This window comes from Serratia sp. 201 (genome assembly GCF_037027545.1).
Taxonomy (GTDB): Bacteria; Pseudomonadota; Gammaproteobacteria; order Enterobacterales; family Enterobacteriaceae; genus Serratia; species Serratia bockelmannii.
Genome location: NZ_JAXCHC010000001.1, coordinates 714,086 through 730,405, shown reverse-complemented (window position 1 = coordinate 730,405; position 16,320 = coordinate 714,086). Strand labels below are relative to the sequence as shown.

The following is a 16,320-nucleotide window of genomic DNA, read 5'->3' as shown; positions in this document are numbered from 1 at the left end:
AGGATCTCCTTGAGTTAGCCTCCGGGCGGCGTCTGCCCCCGGAGTTGGAACGTGATGTATTCGGTCGTGAGCGTCAACGCCTGCGACTGATTGAACGCCGAGCCGCGCAGCGCGCTGCGCAGCCACAGCCCATCGATCAGCGCCGCCAGCCCCTTGGCCGCCAACCGCGCCTGCGGCTGCGGCATAACGCGGCGAAACTCGGCGCACAGGTTGGAATAAAGCCGGCGGCCGTTCACCTGTTGCAGCCGGTTGAGCTGCGGCTGGTGCAGGCTGCTGGCCCAAAAGGCCAGCCAGGTCTTCATCGCCGCGCTGTTGATCTGGCTGTCGTCGAAGTTGCCGGCGACGATCGCCTGCAGCCGCGCCGCCGGGCTGTTATCGGTCAGCGCCTGCAACCGCAGCTTCACCGCCTCGCCCAGATGGCTGATCAGATAGCGCATCGTGGCTTCCAGCAGGCCGTTCTTGTCCTTGAAATAATGGCTGATGATGCCGTTGGAAACGCCGGCCCGCCGCGCGATCTGCGCGATGGTGGCGTCATGCATTCCCACTTCGTTTACCGCGGCGAGCGTGGCATCAATCAACTGCTGCCTTCTGATTGGCTGCATTCCTACCTTTGGCATATTTCGACTCTCACAAAACCGACTTCGGCCTTATCTCAGCGGGCAAATTTCACTGCCGTTTCGCCCGTGATTCAGGTCATCATGAGGACTATTAAACTTTTTTTTGATTGAACGTTCAATAAAAATTGCATATATTTTATTGCCGCCTGGTTAAAAATTTGTACTATCTGGTTGTGGAACTGGCTGATTTTTGTGAGGTAATTAACGAATCTGACCAAAATCAGTGGCTGTAAGCGGTTCCCGCCACGAAGCGCTCCGGTGCTTCAGCAACAGGCGAAAGCGGCGTTTTTCAGGCCATTCCCATGGGGATGGTCGCCGCCTTCATTCGCCCGTTTTCCGGCGGCGCCAACGCGCCCCGAAATGCGGAGCGGCACGATTTTACTCAGTTCAGAGGATGACGATGACAACACGCGAAACCTCCTCCAAACCGCAGCAGGACCGCCTCAACCCTGTGGTTTTCTTCACCTCGGCGGGGCTGATCCTGGCCTTCTCGCTGATGACCATCTTTTTTACCGACTTCTCCGGGCAGTGGATCACCCGCACGCTGAATTGGGTGTCGACCACCTTCGGTTGGTACTACCTGCTGGCGGCGACGCTGTACATCGTGTTCGTGGTGTTTATCGCCGCTTCGCGCTTCGGTTCGATCAAACTCGGGCCGGAACAGTCCAAGCCGGAGTTCAGCCTGATGAGCTGGGCGGCAATGCTGTTCGCCGCCGGCATCGGCATCGACCTGATGTTCTTCTCAGTCGCCGAGCCGGTGACCCAGTACATGATGCCGCCGGAAGGCGACGCGCAAACGCTGGAGGCCGCACGCCAGGCGATGGTCTGGACGCTGTTCCACTACGGCCTGACAGGCTGGTCGATGTATGCGCTGATGGGCATCGCCCTCGGCTACTTCAGCTATCGCTACAATCTGCCGCTGACCATCCGATCGGCGCTGTACCCGATCTTCGGTAAACGCATCAACGGCCCGATCGGCCACAGCGTGGACATCGCCGCGGTGCTCGGCACCATCTTCGGCATCGCCACCACGCTGGGCATTGGCGTGGTGCAGCTCAACTACGGCCTCAAGGTGCTGTTCGAGATCCCGGAAAACCTGACGGTGCAGGGCTCGCTGATCCTGCTGTCGGTGATCATGGCCACCATCTCGGTCACCTCGGGCGTCAACAAGGGCATCCGCATCCTGTCCGAGCTGAACGTGCTGCTGGCGCTTGGCCTGATCTTGTTCGTGCTGTTCTTTGGCGACACCGAGTTCCTGCTCAACGCGCTGGTGCTCAACGTCGGCGATTACGTCAACCGTTTTATGGGCATGACGCTCAACAGCTTCGCCTTCGATCGGCCGGTGGAGTGGATGAACAACTGGACGCTGTTCTTCTGGGCCTGGTGGGTGGCGTGGTCGCCGTTCGTCGGCCTGTTCCTGGCGCGCATCTCGCGCGGGCGCACCATTCGCCAGTTCGTGGTCGGCACGCTGATCATTCCGTTCGTGTTCACCCTGCTGTGGCTGTCTATCTTCGGCAACAGCGCGCTGTACCAGATCATCCACGGCAACGCCGAGTTTGCTCAGGAAGTGATGCAGTTCCCGGAGCGCGGCTTCTACAGCCTGCTGGCGCAATACCCCGGCTTCACCTTCAGCGCCTCGGTGGCCACCATCACCGGCCTGCTGTTCTACGTCACCTCGGCGGACTCTGGCTCGCTGGTGCTGGGTAACTTCACCTCGCGCCTGGCCGATATCAATAATGATGCACCGAACTGGCTGCGGATTTTCTGGTCGGTGGCCATCGGCCTGCTGACCATCGGCATGCTGATGACCGACGGCGTACCGGCGCTGCAGAAAACCACGGTGATCATGGGCCTGCCGTTCAGCTTCGTGATCTTCTTCGTGATGGCCGGGCTGTATAAATCGCTGCGGGTGGAAGACTACCGCAAGGCCAGCGCGCTCAGCACCCTGGCGCCGGTGCCGGTCTCCAGCCACGATGTGCTCAATTGGAAACAGCGTCTGTCGCGGGTGATGAACTACCCGGGCACGCAGTACACGCAGAAAATGCTGGATAAGGTCTGCCGCCCGGCGATGCAGGACGTGGCGCGCGAGCTGGAGTTGCGCGGCGCGAAAGTGGAGTTCAGCGAAGTGCCGCCGACCGAAGACGAGCGCCTGAACCACCTGGAACTGCTGGTGCACCTGGGCGAGGAACAGAACTTCATCTATCAGATCTGGCCGATGCGCTACTCGGTGCCGGGCTTCACCTACCGCGCCCGCTCCGGTAAATCGCACTACTACCGGCTGGAAACCTTCCTGATGGAAGGCACACAGGGCAACGACCTGATGGACTACAGCAAGGAACAGGTGATTGGCGATATCCTCGACCAGTACGAGAAGCACCTGAACTTCCTGCACATTCATCGCGAAGCGCCGGGGGGCACCCTGACCTTCCCGGATATGTGATGGCCGAGAAATAACCACAGGGCGTAGCCAGGCTACGCCCTTTTTTATGCCTGCTCGGCCGGTAAATCGGCCTTCAGCAGCACCAGGGAACCGGCCAGCAACACCAGATCCTTAATTAAAAAACTGGTGGCCCCGGCCATGGCGGGAAAACCGCCGGCGGAGGGCTCCCAGGCACCCGGCGTGGAAAAGATCAGCGTCAGCGTGGTCAGGTAGGTCACCGTCGATCCGATCGCCCCCAGCAAACCCAGCCGCCGCGACCAGAACCCCGCCAGCAACAGTAAACCGAAGCTCCATTCGGCGACGCCCAATGCATAACTGGCGCCGCGAATGCCGAACGCCTGATGCATCCAGCTCAGCAGCGGGCTGTTACCGATCAGAGGCACTAACCCCTGCGCTTCGTAATCAAACCATTTGGCGTAGCCGAAGGCGGCGAAGATCACCACCAACGCCGCACGCATAAAGATAACGTCCCCGTTCGAGCGCCGAAAGCGCCGCAGCCATGTCGCCAGCATCATCCTCTCTCCTTATGTTGCCCGCGGCCGCCGCGGTTTGCCGCTTGCGACCGCGGGGTGCGGCGGCTTACTGCCCCATCGCGTCCTTTTTCATCTCGTCTTTCTTCATGCCATCTTTGGCCATACCGTCTTTCGCCATGCCATCCTTTTTCATGGCGTCTTTCCCCATCTTGTCTTTCTTCATGCACGCCTTGCCCATGCACTCTTTCTTCATCCCATCTTTCGCCATGCCGTCGTGCGACATCTGGCTCATGCCGTCCTTTTTCATCGCGTCTTTGCTCATGCCGTCCGCGGCGTTGGCGCCGGCCACACCCAGCATCAGCGCGCTACACATCATGATTGCGAATAACTTTTTCATGGTATTTCCTTCCGTCATGTCAAAGGCACCGGAGTGCCGGAGAATGGCCGGCGGCCGCCTCAGCTGCCGCCAAACCAGTTGTAACCCTGATCTTCCCAGTAACCGCCCGGGAAGTGGTTGGTGACCTCGATCACCTGAATGTGCTTCGGATTCTTGTAGCCCAGCTTGGTCGGCATGCGCAGCTTCATCGGATAGCCGTACTTGCGCGGCAAGATCTGGCCGTCGTAGGTCAGCGCGATAATCGTCTGCGGATGCAGCGCGGTGGCCATGTCGATGCTGGTGTAGTAGTCATCGGCGCATTTGAAGCTGACGTAGCGGGCGCTCAGATCCGCGCCGATCGCCTTGAGAAAGGTGGCGAACGGCACACCGCCCCACTTGCCGATGGCGCTCCAACCCTCAACGCAAATATGGCGCGTCACCTGGCTGACCTGCGCCATCCGATGCAGCTGCGGCAGGCTCCAGGCGCGCTTGTCCTGCACCAACCCCGCCACTTCCAGCCGATAGTCGTCGCCGTTGATGTCCGGCGCGTCCTCCTCGGCGTAAAAGGCGTTGAACGGGAACGGCCGGGTGATCATCGATTCCGGGTAGACCGGCGCCAGGCGATCGCCGTTGAACAGCCAGCCCTGCACCCGATCATTGAGGCGCGACATGCGGCTTAGCGCCTGCTCGACGTTGGCGTTGTCGCTGAGATCGCAGCCGGTGAGCATGGCGATGCCGCCCAGCGTCAGGCCATTGCGCAAAAAGCGGCGGCGCGAAGGCGCGCTCAACAGCCGCTGCGCTTCTTTGACGATCGCCTGCCCTTCGCCGATCGTCATGATCTGTTTATCCTTTTTCATCGTGAACTCCTTAACGCCCGCGCAGCATGGCCAGCAGCGTCCGCGGCACCAGCGCCACCATCACCAGATGGATCGCGACGAAGACCACCAGCGCAGACATGGCGAAAAAGTGGATATAGCGCGCCGCCTCATAGCCGCCGAGCAGCGTGCGCAGCAGCGGAAACTGCACCGATTTCCACAGCACCAGCCCGGACAGCGCGCTCAGCACGCCGAGGATCATCACCGACAGATAGGCCACGCGCTGCACCATGTTGTAGTGGCGCAGGTCGGCGTGCTGCAGCCTGCCGCGCAGCGCCGCGCCGACATCGGCGAGAAACTGCTTCGGGCTGAGCGGCCAATATTTGCGTTTGAAGCGCCCGCTGGTGAGGTTCAGCAGCAGGTAGCACAGCCCGTTGATGCCAAACAGCCACATGCCGGCAAAGTGCCACTGCAGCGCGCCGCCCAACCAGCCCCCGAGCGTCAGCTCGTTGAAAAAGCTGAAGTTGAACAGCGGCGAAGCGTTGTAGATGCGCCAGCCGCTGGTCACCATGATCAGCATCGCCAGCGCATTCAGCCAATGCGTCAACCGCAGCCACAGCGGGTGTACGGTCTGTCGTTGTTCCGGAGTGAGGGTGAGGCTCATAACGATTCCTGCCAGCTAACGATGCGATGAGCCGAGTATTCCCCGGATTTGTTCCCCAAGACCTCACGCAAAGTTAAATAAAATGTGATAACTCCACCGGTGGGGGTTGTGTAGACTTCAGAGAGGATCGGGCAATCAGCGGTAATGAGAATGGAAAAGCCAAAACGAATTTTGATCGTCGAGGACGACGGCGACATCGCCGAGCTGCTGCAGCTGCATCTGCGTGACGAGGGTTACGCCATCAGCCACGCCGCCGACGGCAACCGGGGCATGGCGATGCTGGAACAGGGCGGCTGGGATGCCCTCATCCTCGATCTGATGCTGCCGGGCGTGGACGGATTGGAGATTTGCCGCCGGGCGCGCACCATGACGCGCTACACACCGATCATCATCACCAGCGCGCGCTCCAGCGAGGTGCACCGCGTGTTGGGGCTGGAGCTGGGCGCCGATGACTATCTGGCCAAACCCTTCTCCATGCTGGAGCTGGTGGCACGAGTCAAGGCGCTGTTTCGCCGCCAGGAGGCCATGAGCCGTAACCTGCGCATGGACGCCGGCGTGCTCAGCTTCAACGATCTGACCATCGACCCCATCGCCCGCGAGGTGCACCTGCACCAACAACCGGTCGAGCTGACGCCGCGCGAATTCGACCTGCTGTATTTTTTCGCCCGCCATCCGGGCCAGGTGTTCTCGCGCCTCAGCCTGTTGAATCAGGTTTGGGGCTATCAGCACGAAGGGTATGAGCACACCGTCAACACCCATATCAACCGGCTGCGCATCAAGATCGAGCGCAACCCGGCAGAACCCGAGCGCATCCTCACGGTGTGGGGCATGGGCTATAAATTCGCGGCCACGCCGCATGAGTGAGCCATGAAAAACCTGACGTTAGCGCAACGCCTCACGCTGATCTTCACGCTGCTGATCGTCATCGGCTGCGCCTTTTCCGGCTGGATGCAGGTACGCAGCAGCACCCAGTACAGCCAGGCGGTGATCCAGCGCCTGTCCGGCAACCTGGCGCAGCATATCGCCGACAGCAATCCGCTGCTGGGGGTGAACGGGCCGGATCCGCAGGCGGTGCATACCCTGTTCGACCAGCTGATGGCGGTGAACCCCAGCGTGGAGGTTTACCTGCTCGACAAACAGGGCGCGATTATCGGCAATGCCGCGCCGGCCGGGCATCTGAAGCGGCAGCGGGTCGCGCTGGCGCCGCTGCAGGCGCTGCTCGATGGCGCGCAGATGCCGGTGTATGGCGACGATCCGCGCAGCGCGGACGGGCGCAAGGTGTTCAGCGTCGCGCCGCTGAAGGTCGACGGCCGGGTCGAAGGCTATCTGTACGTGGTCCTGCTCGGCGAAGAGTACACGGCGCTGGCCAGCAACGCCCAGTTCAACTCGGCGGTCAGGATGGCGCTGTGGACTTCTGGGTTGATGGTGCTGTTCAGCCTGCTGGCCGGCGGTTTCGCGTTTTATTGGGTAACGCGCCCGATCCGTCGCCTGACCCGGCAGGTCAGCGCGCTGGACAGCGGCGGCATCGAAGCGGTGCAGGCCTACGCGGCGCTGCCGGCGGTACGGGCCGGGCGCGACGAAGTCAGCCAGCTGCAACAGGCCTTCCACCGCATGGCGCAGCGCCTGGCCGAACAGTGGCAAACGCTGGCGCAGCAGGATCGGCTGCGGCGTGAATTCATCGCCAACGTCTCGCACGATCTGCGCACCCCGCTCACTTCGCTGCACGGCTATCTGGAGACGCTGTCGGTTAAGGCCGCCACCCTGAGCGAAGCCGATCGGCGGCGCTATCTGGAGATCGCGCTGGCGCAAAGCCGCAAGGTGGGCAAGCTGGCGCAGGAGCTGTTCGAGCTGGCTCGATTAGAGTATGGCGTGGTGAAGCCGCAGAAAGAGCCCTTCTCCCTCAGCGAGCTGTTGCAGGACGTGTTCCAGAAGTTCGAGCTGGCGGCAGAGGCGCGCAACCAGCGGCTGCACGCCGACATCGCTCCCGGCATTCCGCCGGTGTTCGCCGATCTCAGCATGATTGAGCGGGTGCTGACCAACCTGTTGGACAACGCCATTCGCCATACGCCGCCCGGCGGCGACATCGGCGTGCGGCTGTGGCGGCAGGACGATCGGGTCATGGTCCAGGTCAGCGACAGCGGCCCCGGCATTCCGCAGACGCTGCGCGCCGATCTGTTCGTGCGCCCGTCTGTCCTGAGCGGCGCCCGGCGCCCTTCCGGCGGACTGGGGTTGATGATCGTGCGGCGTATTCTGCAGCTGCACGACAGCGATATTCAGCTGATCGAACAAGCGCAAAGCGGCGCCTGCTTCCGCTTCGCCATTCCGCCGCGTTAACACGACACAACGGTTATTGTGCGATCGGGAACCGCAGGCTGAAGAGGATGTTGGCGACAGGCGCGCGCCCGATACATTCGGCGCGCACCTCACCGCCGTGCAGCGTCATGATGGCGCGCACGATAGACAGCCCCAGCCCACTGGCATGATTGCCGGCGCTGCGTGCGGGATCGGCGCGATAGAAACGATCGAACAATTTTTCCAACTGTGCCGGCGCGATCGGCTGCCCCTGATTGATGACCTGCACCCACCAGGCATCGGCGCGCCGTTCAGCCCGCAGGACGATCAGGCTGTTTTCGTCGGCATAACGTACCGCGTTGGCCACCAGGTTGCTCAGCGCCCGCTGGAACAACATCGCGTCCGCCTCCAGCGCGCCTTCCCCTTCGCAGCTCAACGCAATGCCGCGCTCTTCCGCCAGCCCTTCGAAGTAATCCGCCACCCGCCGCAGCTCGGTCGCCACCTCCAGGCGGCTGTAGTTCAGCGCAGACTGCGCTTCGCCGGCGCGCGCCAGAAACAGGATATTTTCCACCATGCGGGAAATGCGCTCCAGCTCATCCATATTGTTCGACAGCAGGGTTTCGTACTCCTCCACGCTGCGGGGCTGGTAAAGCGCCACCTGGCACTGGCCCATCAACGCCCCTACCGGCGTGCGGATCTCATGGGCCAGATCGGCGGAAAATTGCGTCAGCCGCTGATAGCCTTCATTCAACCGATCGAGCATCGCATTGAACGAACGGGTCAGCTGCTGCAACTCCTTCGGCGCCCCCTGCTCGCTGAGGCGTGTCGACAGCGTATTGGGCGCAATCTGCGACGCCTGCGCCGCCATGCGCCATAACGGCTTCAATCCCCGCCGCATGACCCCATAGCCCAGCAGCGCAATCAGCAGGAAAGCCACCGCGACCGCCGCGACGATGCGCCACAGGTAACGCGCCAGCATCTTCTGCTCGTTGGCCATCACATGCGCGGCGGAGATCTGCAACAGGCTGCCGTCTTCCAGACGCACCATCGCCGAAGCAGCGCGCAGCGGCACCCCCTGCGCCGTTTCTCCGCCGCGTATGGCGGCCAACGTCTGCGACTGGCCGGCCGGCGTCGGCGCGATCGGCGGCAAAATCACCCCGGCGGGGTTCACGTTGATGAGCGGTTTTTGCCCCGGGATTTGGAAAATCAGCACGTCCTGTTCATTGCCCAGCATGTTTTCAAACAGGCCGTTATTGGCGGTCAGGCGCGCCAAAGGAAAGCGCTGCCCCAGTAAATGGCGGAAATACTCTACGCGCCCGGTCACCTGCAGATCGCTGCGCAGCGTCATTTCCTGGCGCATGGCGCTAAACAGATACCCGCCTGTCCCGCTCACCGCCAACGCGGCCACCAGCGCGAACAGCGTAGCGGTGCGCAGCGTCAGCGACACCGGCCGACGTGACGTGCGCCCGCTCACGAGCGTGGCTCGCAGACATAGCCGATGCCGCGCACGCTGTGGATCAGCTTGACGTCGAACGGCCGGTCGATTTTGGCGCGCAGGCGTTTGATCGCCACGTCAACCACATTGGTGTCGCTGTCAAAATTCATGTCCCACACCTGAGAGGCGATCTGCGTACGCGACAGCACTTCGCCCTCGCGCCGCACCAGCAGGTGCAGCAGCATGAATTCCTTGTTGGTCAACGGGATCACCTGATCCTGGCGCACCGCCCGGCGGCGCAGCACGTCCAGCTGCAGATCGGCGATAGCGTAATGATCGGCTTCGCGCGCCGGCCCGCGGCGCAGCAAGGTGCGTAAACGCAGCACCAGCTCGGTAAAGGAAAACGGCTTGATAAGATAGTCGTCCGCGCCCAGCTCCAGGCCGTGGATGCGATCCTGCACGCCATCACGGGCGGTGAGAAACAGGATCGGCACGTCGCTTTTCTTGCGCAATACCTCGATGATCTGCCAACCATCCAGCCCCGGCAGCATCACATCGAGCACGATCGCATCGTAGTCCTGCTCCAACGCGCGAAACAGCCCGTCGGTGCCGGTGCGCGCCAAATCGACGCCGTAGCCCGCTTCCCCCAGCCCTTTCTTCAGGTAATCCCCTGTGCCGATATCGTCTTCAACTACCAGTATTCGCATGCTCACCACCTCGTTACGTCTGCAAAAATACTAGCAGCTTCGGCGGACAAACTTGATGACATTAATGTCATCAAACGGCCATGGCGCTGACCCAGTAGGTCAACCATGCTTAACCGGCAAACTCATTTCAGGAGAACGTTATGATTACCCGTCATCGTATAGCCGGTTTACTGTTGTCCACGTTACTGCTTTCCAGCGGATTGGCCGCCGCCGCCCAACCGCCGGGCAAGGTGATTGCGCCGCTGCGCGGCACCATCACGCAGGTTGCCGACGGCAATCTGCAGCTGACCGACCGCAAGGGCGAGACACTCAGCGTCAAGCTGAACGATCAGACCAAAGTGCTCAGCGTTTCCAAAGCCACGCTGGACGATATCAAACCGGACAGCTTTATCGGCACCGCCGCCGTGCCGCAGCCGGACGGCACGCTCAAAGCGCTGGAAGTGCACGTGTTCGCCGCCAGCCTGCGCGGCACCGGCGAAGGGCACTCGGCCTGGGAATCCGCCGACGGCAAAGTGGACACCATGACCAACGGCACCGTCGGTAAACTGGTGAAATCCAACGGCCGCACCCTGACCGTCACCTACGGCAACCAGCAGAAAACCGTCGTCGTGCCGGAAGACGTGCCGATCGTGACGCTGGATCCGGGCGATCTGAGCCTGCTGAAACCGGGCGTGCACATCGTGCTGTTCTCCGCCGCCGACGATAAGGGCGAACGCATCGCCACCCGCATTTCCGCCGGCAAAGACGGCACTGTGCCGCCGATGTAACCGGAGGAAAGCCATGAAGACCAACGCGTCGCCGCCGGTGCATCGCTGGCCGGTTCGAATCACTCATTGGATCAACCTGTTCGCCATGGTGTGCATGTTCATGAGCGGTTGGGAAATCTACAACGCCTCGCCGCTGTTCGATTTCCGCTTTCCGCCGCAGATGACGCTGGGCGGTTGGCTGGGCGGCGCGATTGGTTGGCATTTGGCGGTGATGTGGCTATTGGCGCTCAACGCCGTCTGCTATCTGTTGTGGAGCCTGTTCAGCGGTCATTTTCGCCGCGATCTGTTGCCGCTTCGCCTCGGCGCGCTGCGGCAGGATATCTGGCTGGCGTTGACGCTGCGCCTGCGCCACCGGCATGGCCGCTATAACGCCATTCAGAAACTGATGTACCTCGGCGTACTGGCGCTGGGGCTATTACTGGTGCTGTCCGGCCTGGCGATTTGGAAGCCGGTTCAGCTGCAGGGATTGGTCGCCCTGTTTGGCGGCTTCGATTTCGCGCGCTACGTGCATTTCTTCGCCATGGCCGGCATTGGCCTGTTTGTGGCGATCCACGTCTTTATGGTGGCTGTCGTGCCCAAAACCCTGTGGGCGATGATAACGGGTGGCAAACATGAATGAGAAAAAACCGCGGGCAACCGCGCCAAAACTGGAACCGGACCAAAAAAAGCAGCTGGTCAATCTGCAGCGCCGCCTGATGTTGCGCTCCGGGCTGACACTGGGCGGCATCGCCATGCTCACCGGTTGCAACCTGCAAGACGGCGATCGGGTGGATAAGGTGCTGTGGGCCATGTCACGCTGGAACGACCGGGTGCAGGCCTGGCTGTTCAGCGGCCAGCGGCTGGCGCAAACTTACCGGCCGGACCAGATCACCCACCCTTTCCCCTTCAACGCGTTTTACCCGGAATACAACGTCCCCGAGATCGATCTCGCCGGCTACCGGCTTGAGGTCGCGGGGAAGGTGGAGAAAAAAGCCCCCTGGACGCTGGAACAGCTGCAGCGGCTGCCGCAGCAAAGCCAGATCACGCGTCTGATCTGCATTGAGGGCTGGAGCGCCATTGGTCAATGGGGAGGCGTGCCGCTGCGCACCTTTCTGCAGCACGTCGGCGCGGATCTGAATGCCGGTTACGTCGGCTTCAAATGCGCCGATCGTTACTACGCCAGCCTCGACATGGCCACCGCGCTGCACCCGCAGACCATCTTGGCGCTGGATTTCGGCGGCAAGGCGCTGCCGGCTGACTATGGCTACCCGTTGCGGCTGCGCGTGCCGACCAAACTGGGGTTCAAAAACGCCAAACATATCGCCGCGATCTTCGTCAGCGACGTCAATCCAGGCGGGTATTGGGAAGATCAGGGCTACAACTGGTTCAGCGGCATTTAGTTTTGCGCGGCGCTGCGCACAACTTTCATCGGCGGCTGGAGGATCGTCTCCGCCGCGGTTAATAATCTGTTCGTCACAAAGGGGATAACTATAGGAAAAATAATAGTAAAAAGGATTTTATCATGGATATTGATGTGAGGGAGATCAATGCGCGACCTGTCACGGAGGATTGGTTTTCAGCGTACCGCTCAGGCCAGCGCTAGCCAGAATTTACGACTCGCTCTTGAAAAAACACGCGCATCGCGTACATTATTTGTACAACCAAGCGCTTATTGAGGACGGATTATATGTCATCGAAATCCCGCCTGTTAACGGCAGAATCCCACCCAATCCCTATGAGCATGAAGGAACGGCACCAAAAAGAGATGCAAGCCTTCCACGAAGAATGGGCTGAACAAAGGCGCCGCGAATGGCGTGAACGCGGCGGCGTTGAAGCCAGTGAACCGCCCGCACGTAGCATCGATACCGAACTTTCATCCTGATTCCGGTTCGTCCTTATTCTTCTTCTCCCGCCGTCAGCAATGCAATCCCCGCTTGCTCAATGGCCTCCCGCGCGGCGGCGGGCAACCCCTCGTCGGTAATGACAGCGTCAAAGGCAGCAATCGGCAGCGCCAGGTAGGTCGCGACCTTGCCGTATTTGGACGTATCGCTGAGCAGAATGCGGCGGCGGCTGGCCTCGACGATGGCCTTCTTCACCATCACCTTGTCTTCGTTCGGCGTCGACAGGCCGCGCATGCTCCACGAAGAGGCGGAGATAAACGCCAGATCGATAAACAGACCGCGCAGCGCCTGCGCCGCCGCTTCGCCAACGCAGGAACGGTTTTCCCGGCACACGGTGCCGCCGGTGTGGATGATTCGGCACTGGCTATGCTCTATCAGGAACCCGGCGATGACAAAGTCGTTGGTCACCACCGTCAAATCTTCACGTTCACCGATCTGTTTCGCCAGCGCCAGCGTGGTGGTACCAGCATCCAGATAAATACAGCTGTTGGCGGGAATTTGCCGCGCCGCCAGCCGGCCAATGGCGATTTTCTGCCGGCTGAACATCCCTTCTTTGGCCTGGTGCGAAGGTTCGCTTGCCACCCGCTCAGGCGCCTGCACGCCGCCCGAGACCGACTGCACCGCGCCCTGTTCCTCCAGCTTTTGCAAATCGCGGCGGATCGTCATGTGCGACACCCCCAGCCGTTCGGTCAGCTCGGCAATGCTGACGACGCCGCGTTCGGATACCAGCGCAAGAATTTGTTGATGGCGTTCTACAGGTATCACGGTTCCCTCTCGTTGCTGCGGTGATAATAATTGTGATTTTACGTCAATTTTCGTTCGCCGATAGCCCTAATTTTTCGCGGCGTGACGGCGAGCGCAGTTAGGTCAGGTAAACATAATCTTATTTAAAAACATAATAGTAATGTTGATACGGACCAGAAATCACCCGAAAAATTCGTTTCACACATTGTTAATTATTGTGATATCGATCGCGGATAAACGGCCACTAAGCGCTTACATTTAACACAACAAAACAAATTATCACTAAAATTAACAGGAGTGCAGTATGACACACCCAGGGAATTATGCCGTTTGCGTCATCGGGCTGGGGGCGATGGGCATGGGCGCGGCGCGCTCGTGCCTCCGCGCCGGATTGACCACCTACGGGGCGGACCTGAATCCGCAGGCACTGGCGGCGCTGCAACAGGCCGGCGCTAAGCAAACGTCCTCCAGCGCGTGCGACTTCGCCGCCGAGTTGGACGCCGTGCTGCTGCTGGTGGTGAACGCCGCCCAGGTGAAGCAGATCCTGTTCGGCGAACAAGGCCTGGCGCCAAAGCTCAAGCCGGGCACCGCGGTGATGGTCTGTTCGACCATTTCCGCCGATGACGCCAAACAGATCGAGCAACGGCTGCTGGACTACGGGCTGCCGATGCTGGATGCGCCGGTTTCCGGCGGAGCGGCCAAGGCAGAGGAAGGCCAGATGACGGTGATGGCCGCCGGCGCAGACGCCACCTTCGAGCGCCTGCAACCCGTGCTGGACGCCATCGCCGGCAAGGTTTACCGCATCGGCGAAACGATCGGCCTTGGCGCGACGGTAAAAATCATCCACCAGCTGTTGGCTGGCGTACACATCGCCGCCGGCGCGGAAGCCATGGCGCTGGCCGCCCGCGCCGGCATCCCGCTGGACGTGATGTACGACGTGGTCACCCACGCCGCCGGCAACTCCTGGATGTTCGAAAATCGCATGCGCCACGTGGTCGACGGCGACTATACGCCCAAATCGGCGGTGGATATCTTCGTCAAGGATCTGGGGCTGGTGGCGGATACCGCCAAGGCGCTGCATTTCCCGCTGCCGCTGGCCTCCACCGCCTTCACCATGTTTACCGCCGCCAGCAACGCCGGCTACGGTAAAGAAGACGACAGTGCGGTAATCAAAATCTTTGCCGGCATTGATTTGCCGCAAAAAAAGGAGGCGCTCTGATGCTGCTTGGCGTAATCGCGGATGACTTTACCGGCGCGACCGACATCGCCAGTTTTCTGGTGCAAAATGGCCTGCCGACGGTGCAGCTGAATGGCGTGCCGCAAGACGAAACGCAAATAAACGCACAGGCGGCGGTCATTAGCCTGAAATCGCGTTCCTGCCCGGCAGAGCAGGCGGTCGAACAGTCGTTGCAGGCGCTGGCCTGGCTGCAAGAACAGGGCTGCCGTCACTTCTACTTCAAGTACTGCTCCACCTTCGACAGCACCGCACAGGGCAATATCGGCCCGGTGACCGATGCTCTGCTCGCCGCGCTGGGAGAAAATTTCACGGTTGTCTCACCGGCGTTGCCGGTAAACGGCCGCACGGTCTATCAGGGCCACCTGTTTGTCGGGGAACAGCTGTTGTCTGAATCCGGCATGCGTCATCACCCGGTCACACCAATGACCGACAGCAACCTGCTTCGCCTGATGGAATCCCAGGCCACCGGACGCTGTGGGTTGGTGACGGCGGCAGAAATGGATCGCGGCGCCGAGGCGGTCAGCGAGAAGCTGCAGCAATTGGCGCAGGACGGCGTGCGCTACGCAGTGCTGGATACGCTCAACGAACGGCATCTGCTCACCCAGGGTGAAGCGTTGAAAACGATGAAGCTGGTGACCGGCGGTTCGGGCCTGGCGATCGGCCTGGCGCGTCAATGGGCGCAGAATGGCGAACGTTCGGCAGAGGCGGCCGGTGCGCCGCAGGGGGAAAAAGCGGCGGTGCTGTCGGGCTCGTGTTCTGTGATGACCAACCGGCAGGTGGCGCACTACCGTGAACGCGCGGCGGCGCAGGCCATCGATATCGGCCGCTGTCTCGATCCGCAGGCGCGAGCGGCCTACGCCGCCGAGTTGGCGCATTGGGCGCAGCGCCATGCCGGGGAAGCGCTTGCCCCGCTGATCTACGCCACTGCATCGCCGGAGTCGCTGCAGCAAACGCAACAACGGCATGGCGCCGCCGCCAGCGAAGCGGTAGAAGCCTTGTTCGCCGAACTGGTGATGCAACTGCATCAGTTGGGGTTCAACCGCTTTATCGTCGCCGGCGGCGAAACCTCCGGCGTGGTCACGCAGGCGCTGGGCATTCGCGGCTTCCATATCGGCCCCAGCATTTCCCCCGGCGTTCCCTGGGTGCGCGCCAGCGATCGGGCCATTTCCCTGGCGTTGAAATCAGGCAATTTTGGCGATGAAGCCTTCTTCTCACGCGCGCAAACGGAGTTTTCAGTATGAGCATGACCACCGAACAGCAGGCGCGTGAAGAGATGGTGCGCCTGGGCGCCTCGTTTTTCCAACGCGGCTACGCCACCGGCTCTGCCGGCAACCTCTCACTGTTGCTGCCGGACGGCGCGCTGCTGGCGACGCCGACCGGCTCCTGTCTCGGCGAGTTGCAGGCCGACCGCCTGTCTAAAGTGAGCCTGAACGGCGACTGGCTCTCCGGCGACAAACCGTCGAAAGAGATCAGCTTTCATCGGGCGCTCTATCTGAACAACCCGGAATGCAAAGCGGTCGTGCACTTGCATTGCACCTACCTCACGGCGCTCTCTTGCCTGCAGGGGCTGGACGCCGACAACGCCATCAAACCGTTCACCCCCTATGTGGTGATGCGCGTCGGCAAGGTGCCGGTGGTGCCTTACTACCGGCCCGGCGACGAAAGGCTGGCACAGGATCTGGCCCGCCTGGCGCCGACCCACCGTGCCTTTTTGCTGGCCAACCACGGGCCGGTGGTGACCGGTAAAGACCTGCGAGCGGCGGCGGACAATGCCGAAGAGATGGAAGATGCGGCGCGACTGATCTTCACCCTCGGCGATCGTCCGATCCGCTATTTGACCGATGATGAAATTGCCGAATTACGGAGCTGAACC

The 16,320-nt window shown here is 61.3% G+C and carries 18 protein-coding genes; 10 read left to right on the top strand and 8 right to left on the bottom strand.

What is annotated here, in order from left to right:
• Positions 1 to 14 precede the first annotated feature (14 nt).
• On the bottom strand, positions 15 to 617 hold the full coding sequence (gene betI, locus WA302_RS04010) for a transcriptional regulator BetI (protein WP_025302109.1): 603 nt from the start codon (positions 615 to 617) through the stop codon (positions 15 to 17).
• Between the two features lie 400 nt (positions 618 to 1,017).
• Here betI and WA302_RS04005 point away from each other — a divergent pair, with 400 nt between their 5' ends.
• Complete coding sequence (locus WA302_RS04005; RefSeq protein ID WP_004939112.1) at positions 1,018 to 3,057, top strand: choline transporter; 2,040 nt, start codon at positions 1,018 to 1,020, stop codon at positions 3,055 to 3,057.
• A gap of 44 nt (positions 3,058 to 3,101) precedes the next feature.
• On the opposite strand, the gene WA302_RS04000 is transcribed toward WA302_RS04005, so the two are convergent.
• The 4 genes from WA302_RS04000 to WA302_RS03985 all read right to left on the bottom strand — a co-directional run bounded on the left by WA302_RS04000 (position 3,102) and on the right by WA302_RS03985 (position 5,385).
• Positions 3,102 to 3,572, bottom strand: coding sequence for a YkgB family protein (locus WA302_RS04000; RefSeq protein WP_004939115.1), 471 nt, complete (start codon positions 3,570 to 3,572; stop codon positions 3,102 to 3,104).
• Positions 3,573 to 3,636: 64 nt separating this feature from the next.
• Positions 3,637 to 3,927, bottom strand: a complete 291-nt coding sequence (locus WA302_RS03995) for a pentapeptide MXKDX repeat protein (RefSeq protein ID WP_142590617.1) — start codon at positions 3,925 to 3,927, stop codon at positions 3,637 to 3,639.
• 59 nt (positions 3,928 to 3,986) lie between these two features.
• Positions 3,987 to 4,763 carry a molybdopterin-dependent oxidoreductase gene (locus WA302_RS03990; protein WP_049295259.1) on the bottom strand — a complete coding sequence of 259 codons (777 nt, stop codon included), beginning with the start codon at positions 4,761 to 4,763 and terminating at the stop codon, positions 3,987 to 3,989.
• 10 nt (positions 4,764 to 4,773) lie between these two features.
• The gene (locus WA302_RS03985; RefSeq protein ID WP_197822215.1) at positions 4,774 to 5,385 is read right to left on the bottom strand and encodes a cytochrome b/b6 domain-containing protein; all 612 of its coding nucleotides are present in this window, start codon (positions 5,383 to 5,385) and stop codon (positions 4,774 to 4,776) included.
• Between the two features lie 150 nt (positions 5,386 to 5,535).
• Between WA302_RS03985 and WA302_RS03980 the strand changes: the two genes are divergently transcribed.
• Complete coding sequence (locus tag WA302_RS03980; protein ID WP_049295257.1) at positions 5,536 to 6,249, top strand: response regulator transcription factor; 714 nt, start codon at positions 5,536 to 5,538, stop codon at positions 6,247 to 6,249.
• Between the two features lie 3 nt (positions 6,250 to 6,252).
• On the top strand, positions 6,253 to 7,719 hold the full coding sequence (locus WA302_RS03975) for a sensor histidine kinase (protein ID WP_049208889.1): 1,467 nt from the start codon (positions 6,253 to 6,255) through the stop codon (positions 7,717 to 7,719).
• 13 nt (positions 7,720 to 7,732) lie between these two features.
• Here the strand turns inward: WA302_RS03975 and WA302_RS03970 are convergent, their stop codons facing one another.
• Positions 7,733 to 9,151: a heavy metal sensor histidine kinase gene (locus tag WA302_RS03970; RefSeq protein ID WP_197822213.1), complete on the bottom strand. Its 1,419-nt coding sequence runs from the start codon at positions 9,149 to 9,151 to the stop codon at positions 7,733 to 7,735.
• Positions 9,148 to 9,819: a heavy metal response regulator transcription factor gene (locus tag WA302_RS03965; RefSeq protein ID WP_021504273.1), complete on the bottom strand. Its 672-nt coding sequence runs from the start codon at positions 9,817 to 9,819 to the stop codon at positions 9,148 to 9,150. The genes WA302_RS03970 and WA302_RS03965 overlap by 4 nt, the downstream gene beginning before the upstream one ends.
• Positions 9,820 to 9,959: 140 nt before the next feature.
• On the opposite strand from WA302_RS03965, the gene WA302_RS03960 reads away from it, so the two are divergent.
• The 4 genes from WA302_RS03960 to WA302_RS03945 all read left to right on the top strand — a co-directional run bounded on the left by WA302_RS03960 (position 9,960) and on the right by WA302_RS03945 (position 12,447).
• Entirely contained in the window at positions 9,960 to 10,586 is a 627-nt protein-coding gene (locus WA302_RS03960; RefSeq protein ID WP_025302101.1) for a hypothetical protein, read from the top strand.
• A 13-nt stretch (positions 10,587 to 10,599) separates the two neighbouring features.
• On the top strand, positions 10,600 to 11,205 hold the full coding sequence (locus WA302_RS03955; RefSeq protein ID WP_049203409.1) for a cytochrome b/b6 domain-containing protein: 606 nt from the start codon (positions 10,600 to 10,602) through the stop codon (positions 11,203 to 11,205).
• On the top strand, positions 11,198 to 11,965 hold the full coding sequence (locus WA302_RS03950) for a molybdopterin-dependent oxidoreductase (protein WP_025302099.1): 768 nt from the start codon (positions 11,198 to 11,200) through the stop codon (positions 11,963 to 11,965). The genes WA302_RS03955 and WA302_RS03950 overlap by 8 nt, the downstream gene beginning before the upstream one ends.
• A 287-nt stretch (positions 11,966 to 12,252) precedes the next feature.
• Entirely contained in the window at positions 12,253 to 12,447 is a 195-nt protein-coding gene (locus tag WA302_RS03945; RefSeq protein WP_154219752.1) for a hypothetical protein, read from the top strand.
• A 13-nt stretch (positions 12,448 to 12,460) separates the two neighbouring features.
• Here WA302_RS03945 and ygbI read toward each other — a convergent pair whose 3' ends face one another.
• Positions 12,461 to 13,231, bottom strand: coding sequence for a DNA-binding transcriptional repressor YgbI (ygbI, locus tag WA302_RS03940; protein ID WP_025302098.1), 771 nt, complete (start codon positions 13,229 to 13,231; stop codon positions 12,461 to 12,463).
• A 283-nt stretch (positions 13,232 to 13,514) separates the two neighbouring features.
• Between ygbI and ltnD the strand changes: the two genes are divergently transcribed.
• Genes ltnD through otnC form a run of 3 tightly spaced genes read left to right on the top strand, consistent with a single transcriptional unit; the run spans position 13,515 to position 16,317 of the window.
• On the top strand, positions 13,515 to 14,429 hold the full coding sequence (gene ltnD / locus WA302_RS03935; protein WP_089180685.1) for an L-threonate dehydrogenase: 915 nt from the start codon (positions 13,515 to 13,517) through the stop codon (positions 14,427 to 14,429).
• A complete protein-coding gene (gene otnK, locus WA302_RS03930) occupies positions 14,429 to 15,688 on the top strand; it encodes a 3-oxo-tetronate kinase (protein ID WP_080350748.1) in 1,260 nt (419 codons plus the stop codon). The genes ltnD and otnK overlap by 1 nt, the downstream gene beginning before the upstream one ends.
• Positions 15,685 to 16,317 carry a 3-oxo-tetronate 4-phosphate decarboxylase gene (gene otnC / locus WA302_RS03925; RefSeq protein WP_038629064.1) on the top strand — a complete coding sequence of 211 codons (633 nt, stop codon included), beginning with the start codon at positions 15,685 to 15,687 and terminating at the stop codon, positions 16,315 to 16,317. The genes otnK and otnC overlap by 4 nt, the downstream gene beginning before the upstream one ends.
• The last annotated feature ends 3 nt before the right edge of the window (positions 16,318 to 16,320 follow it).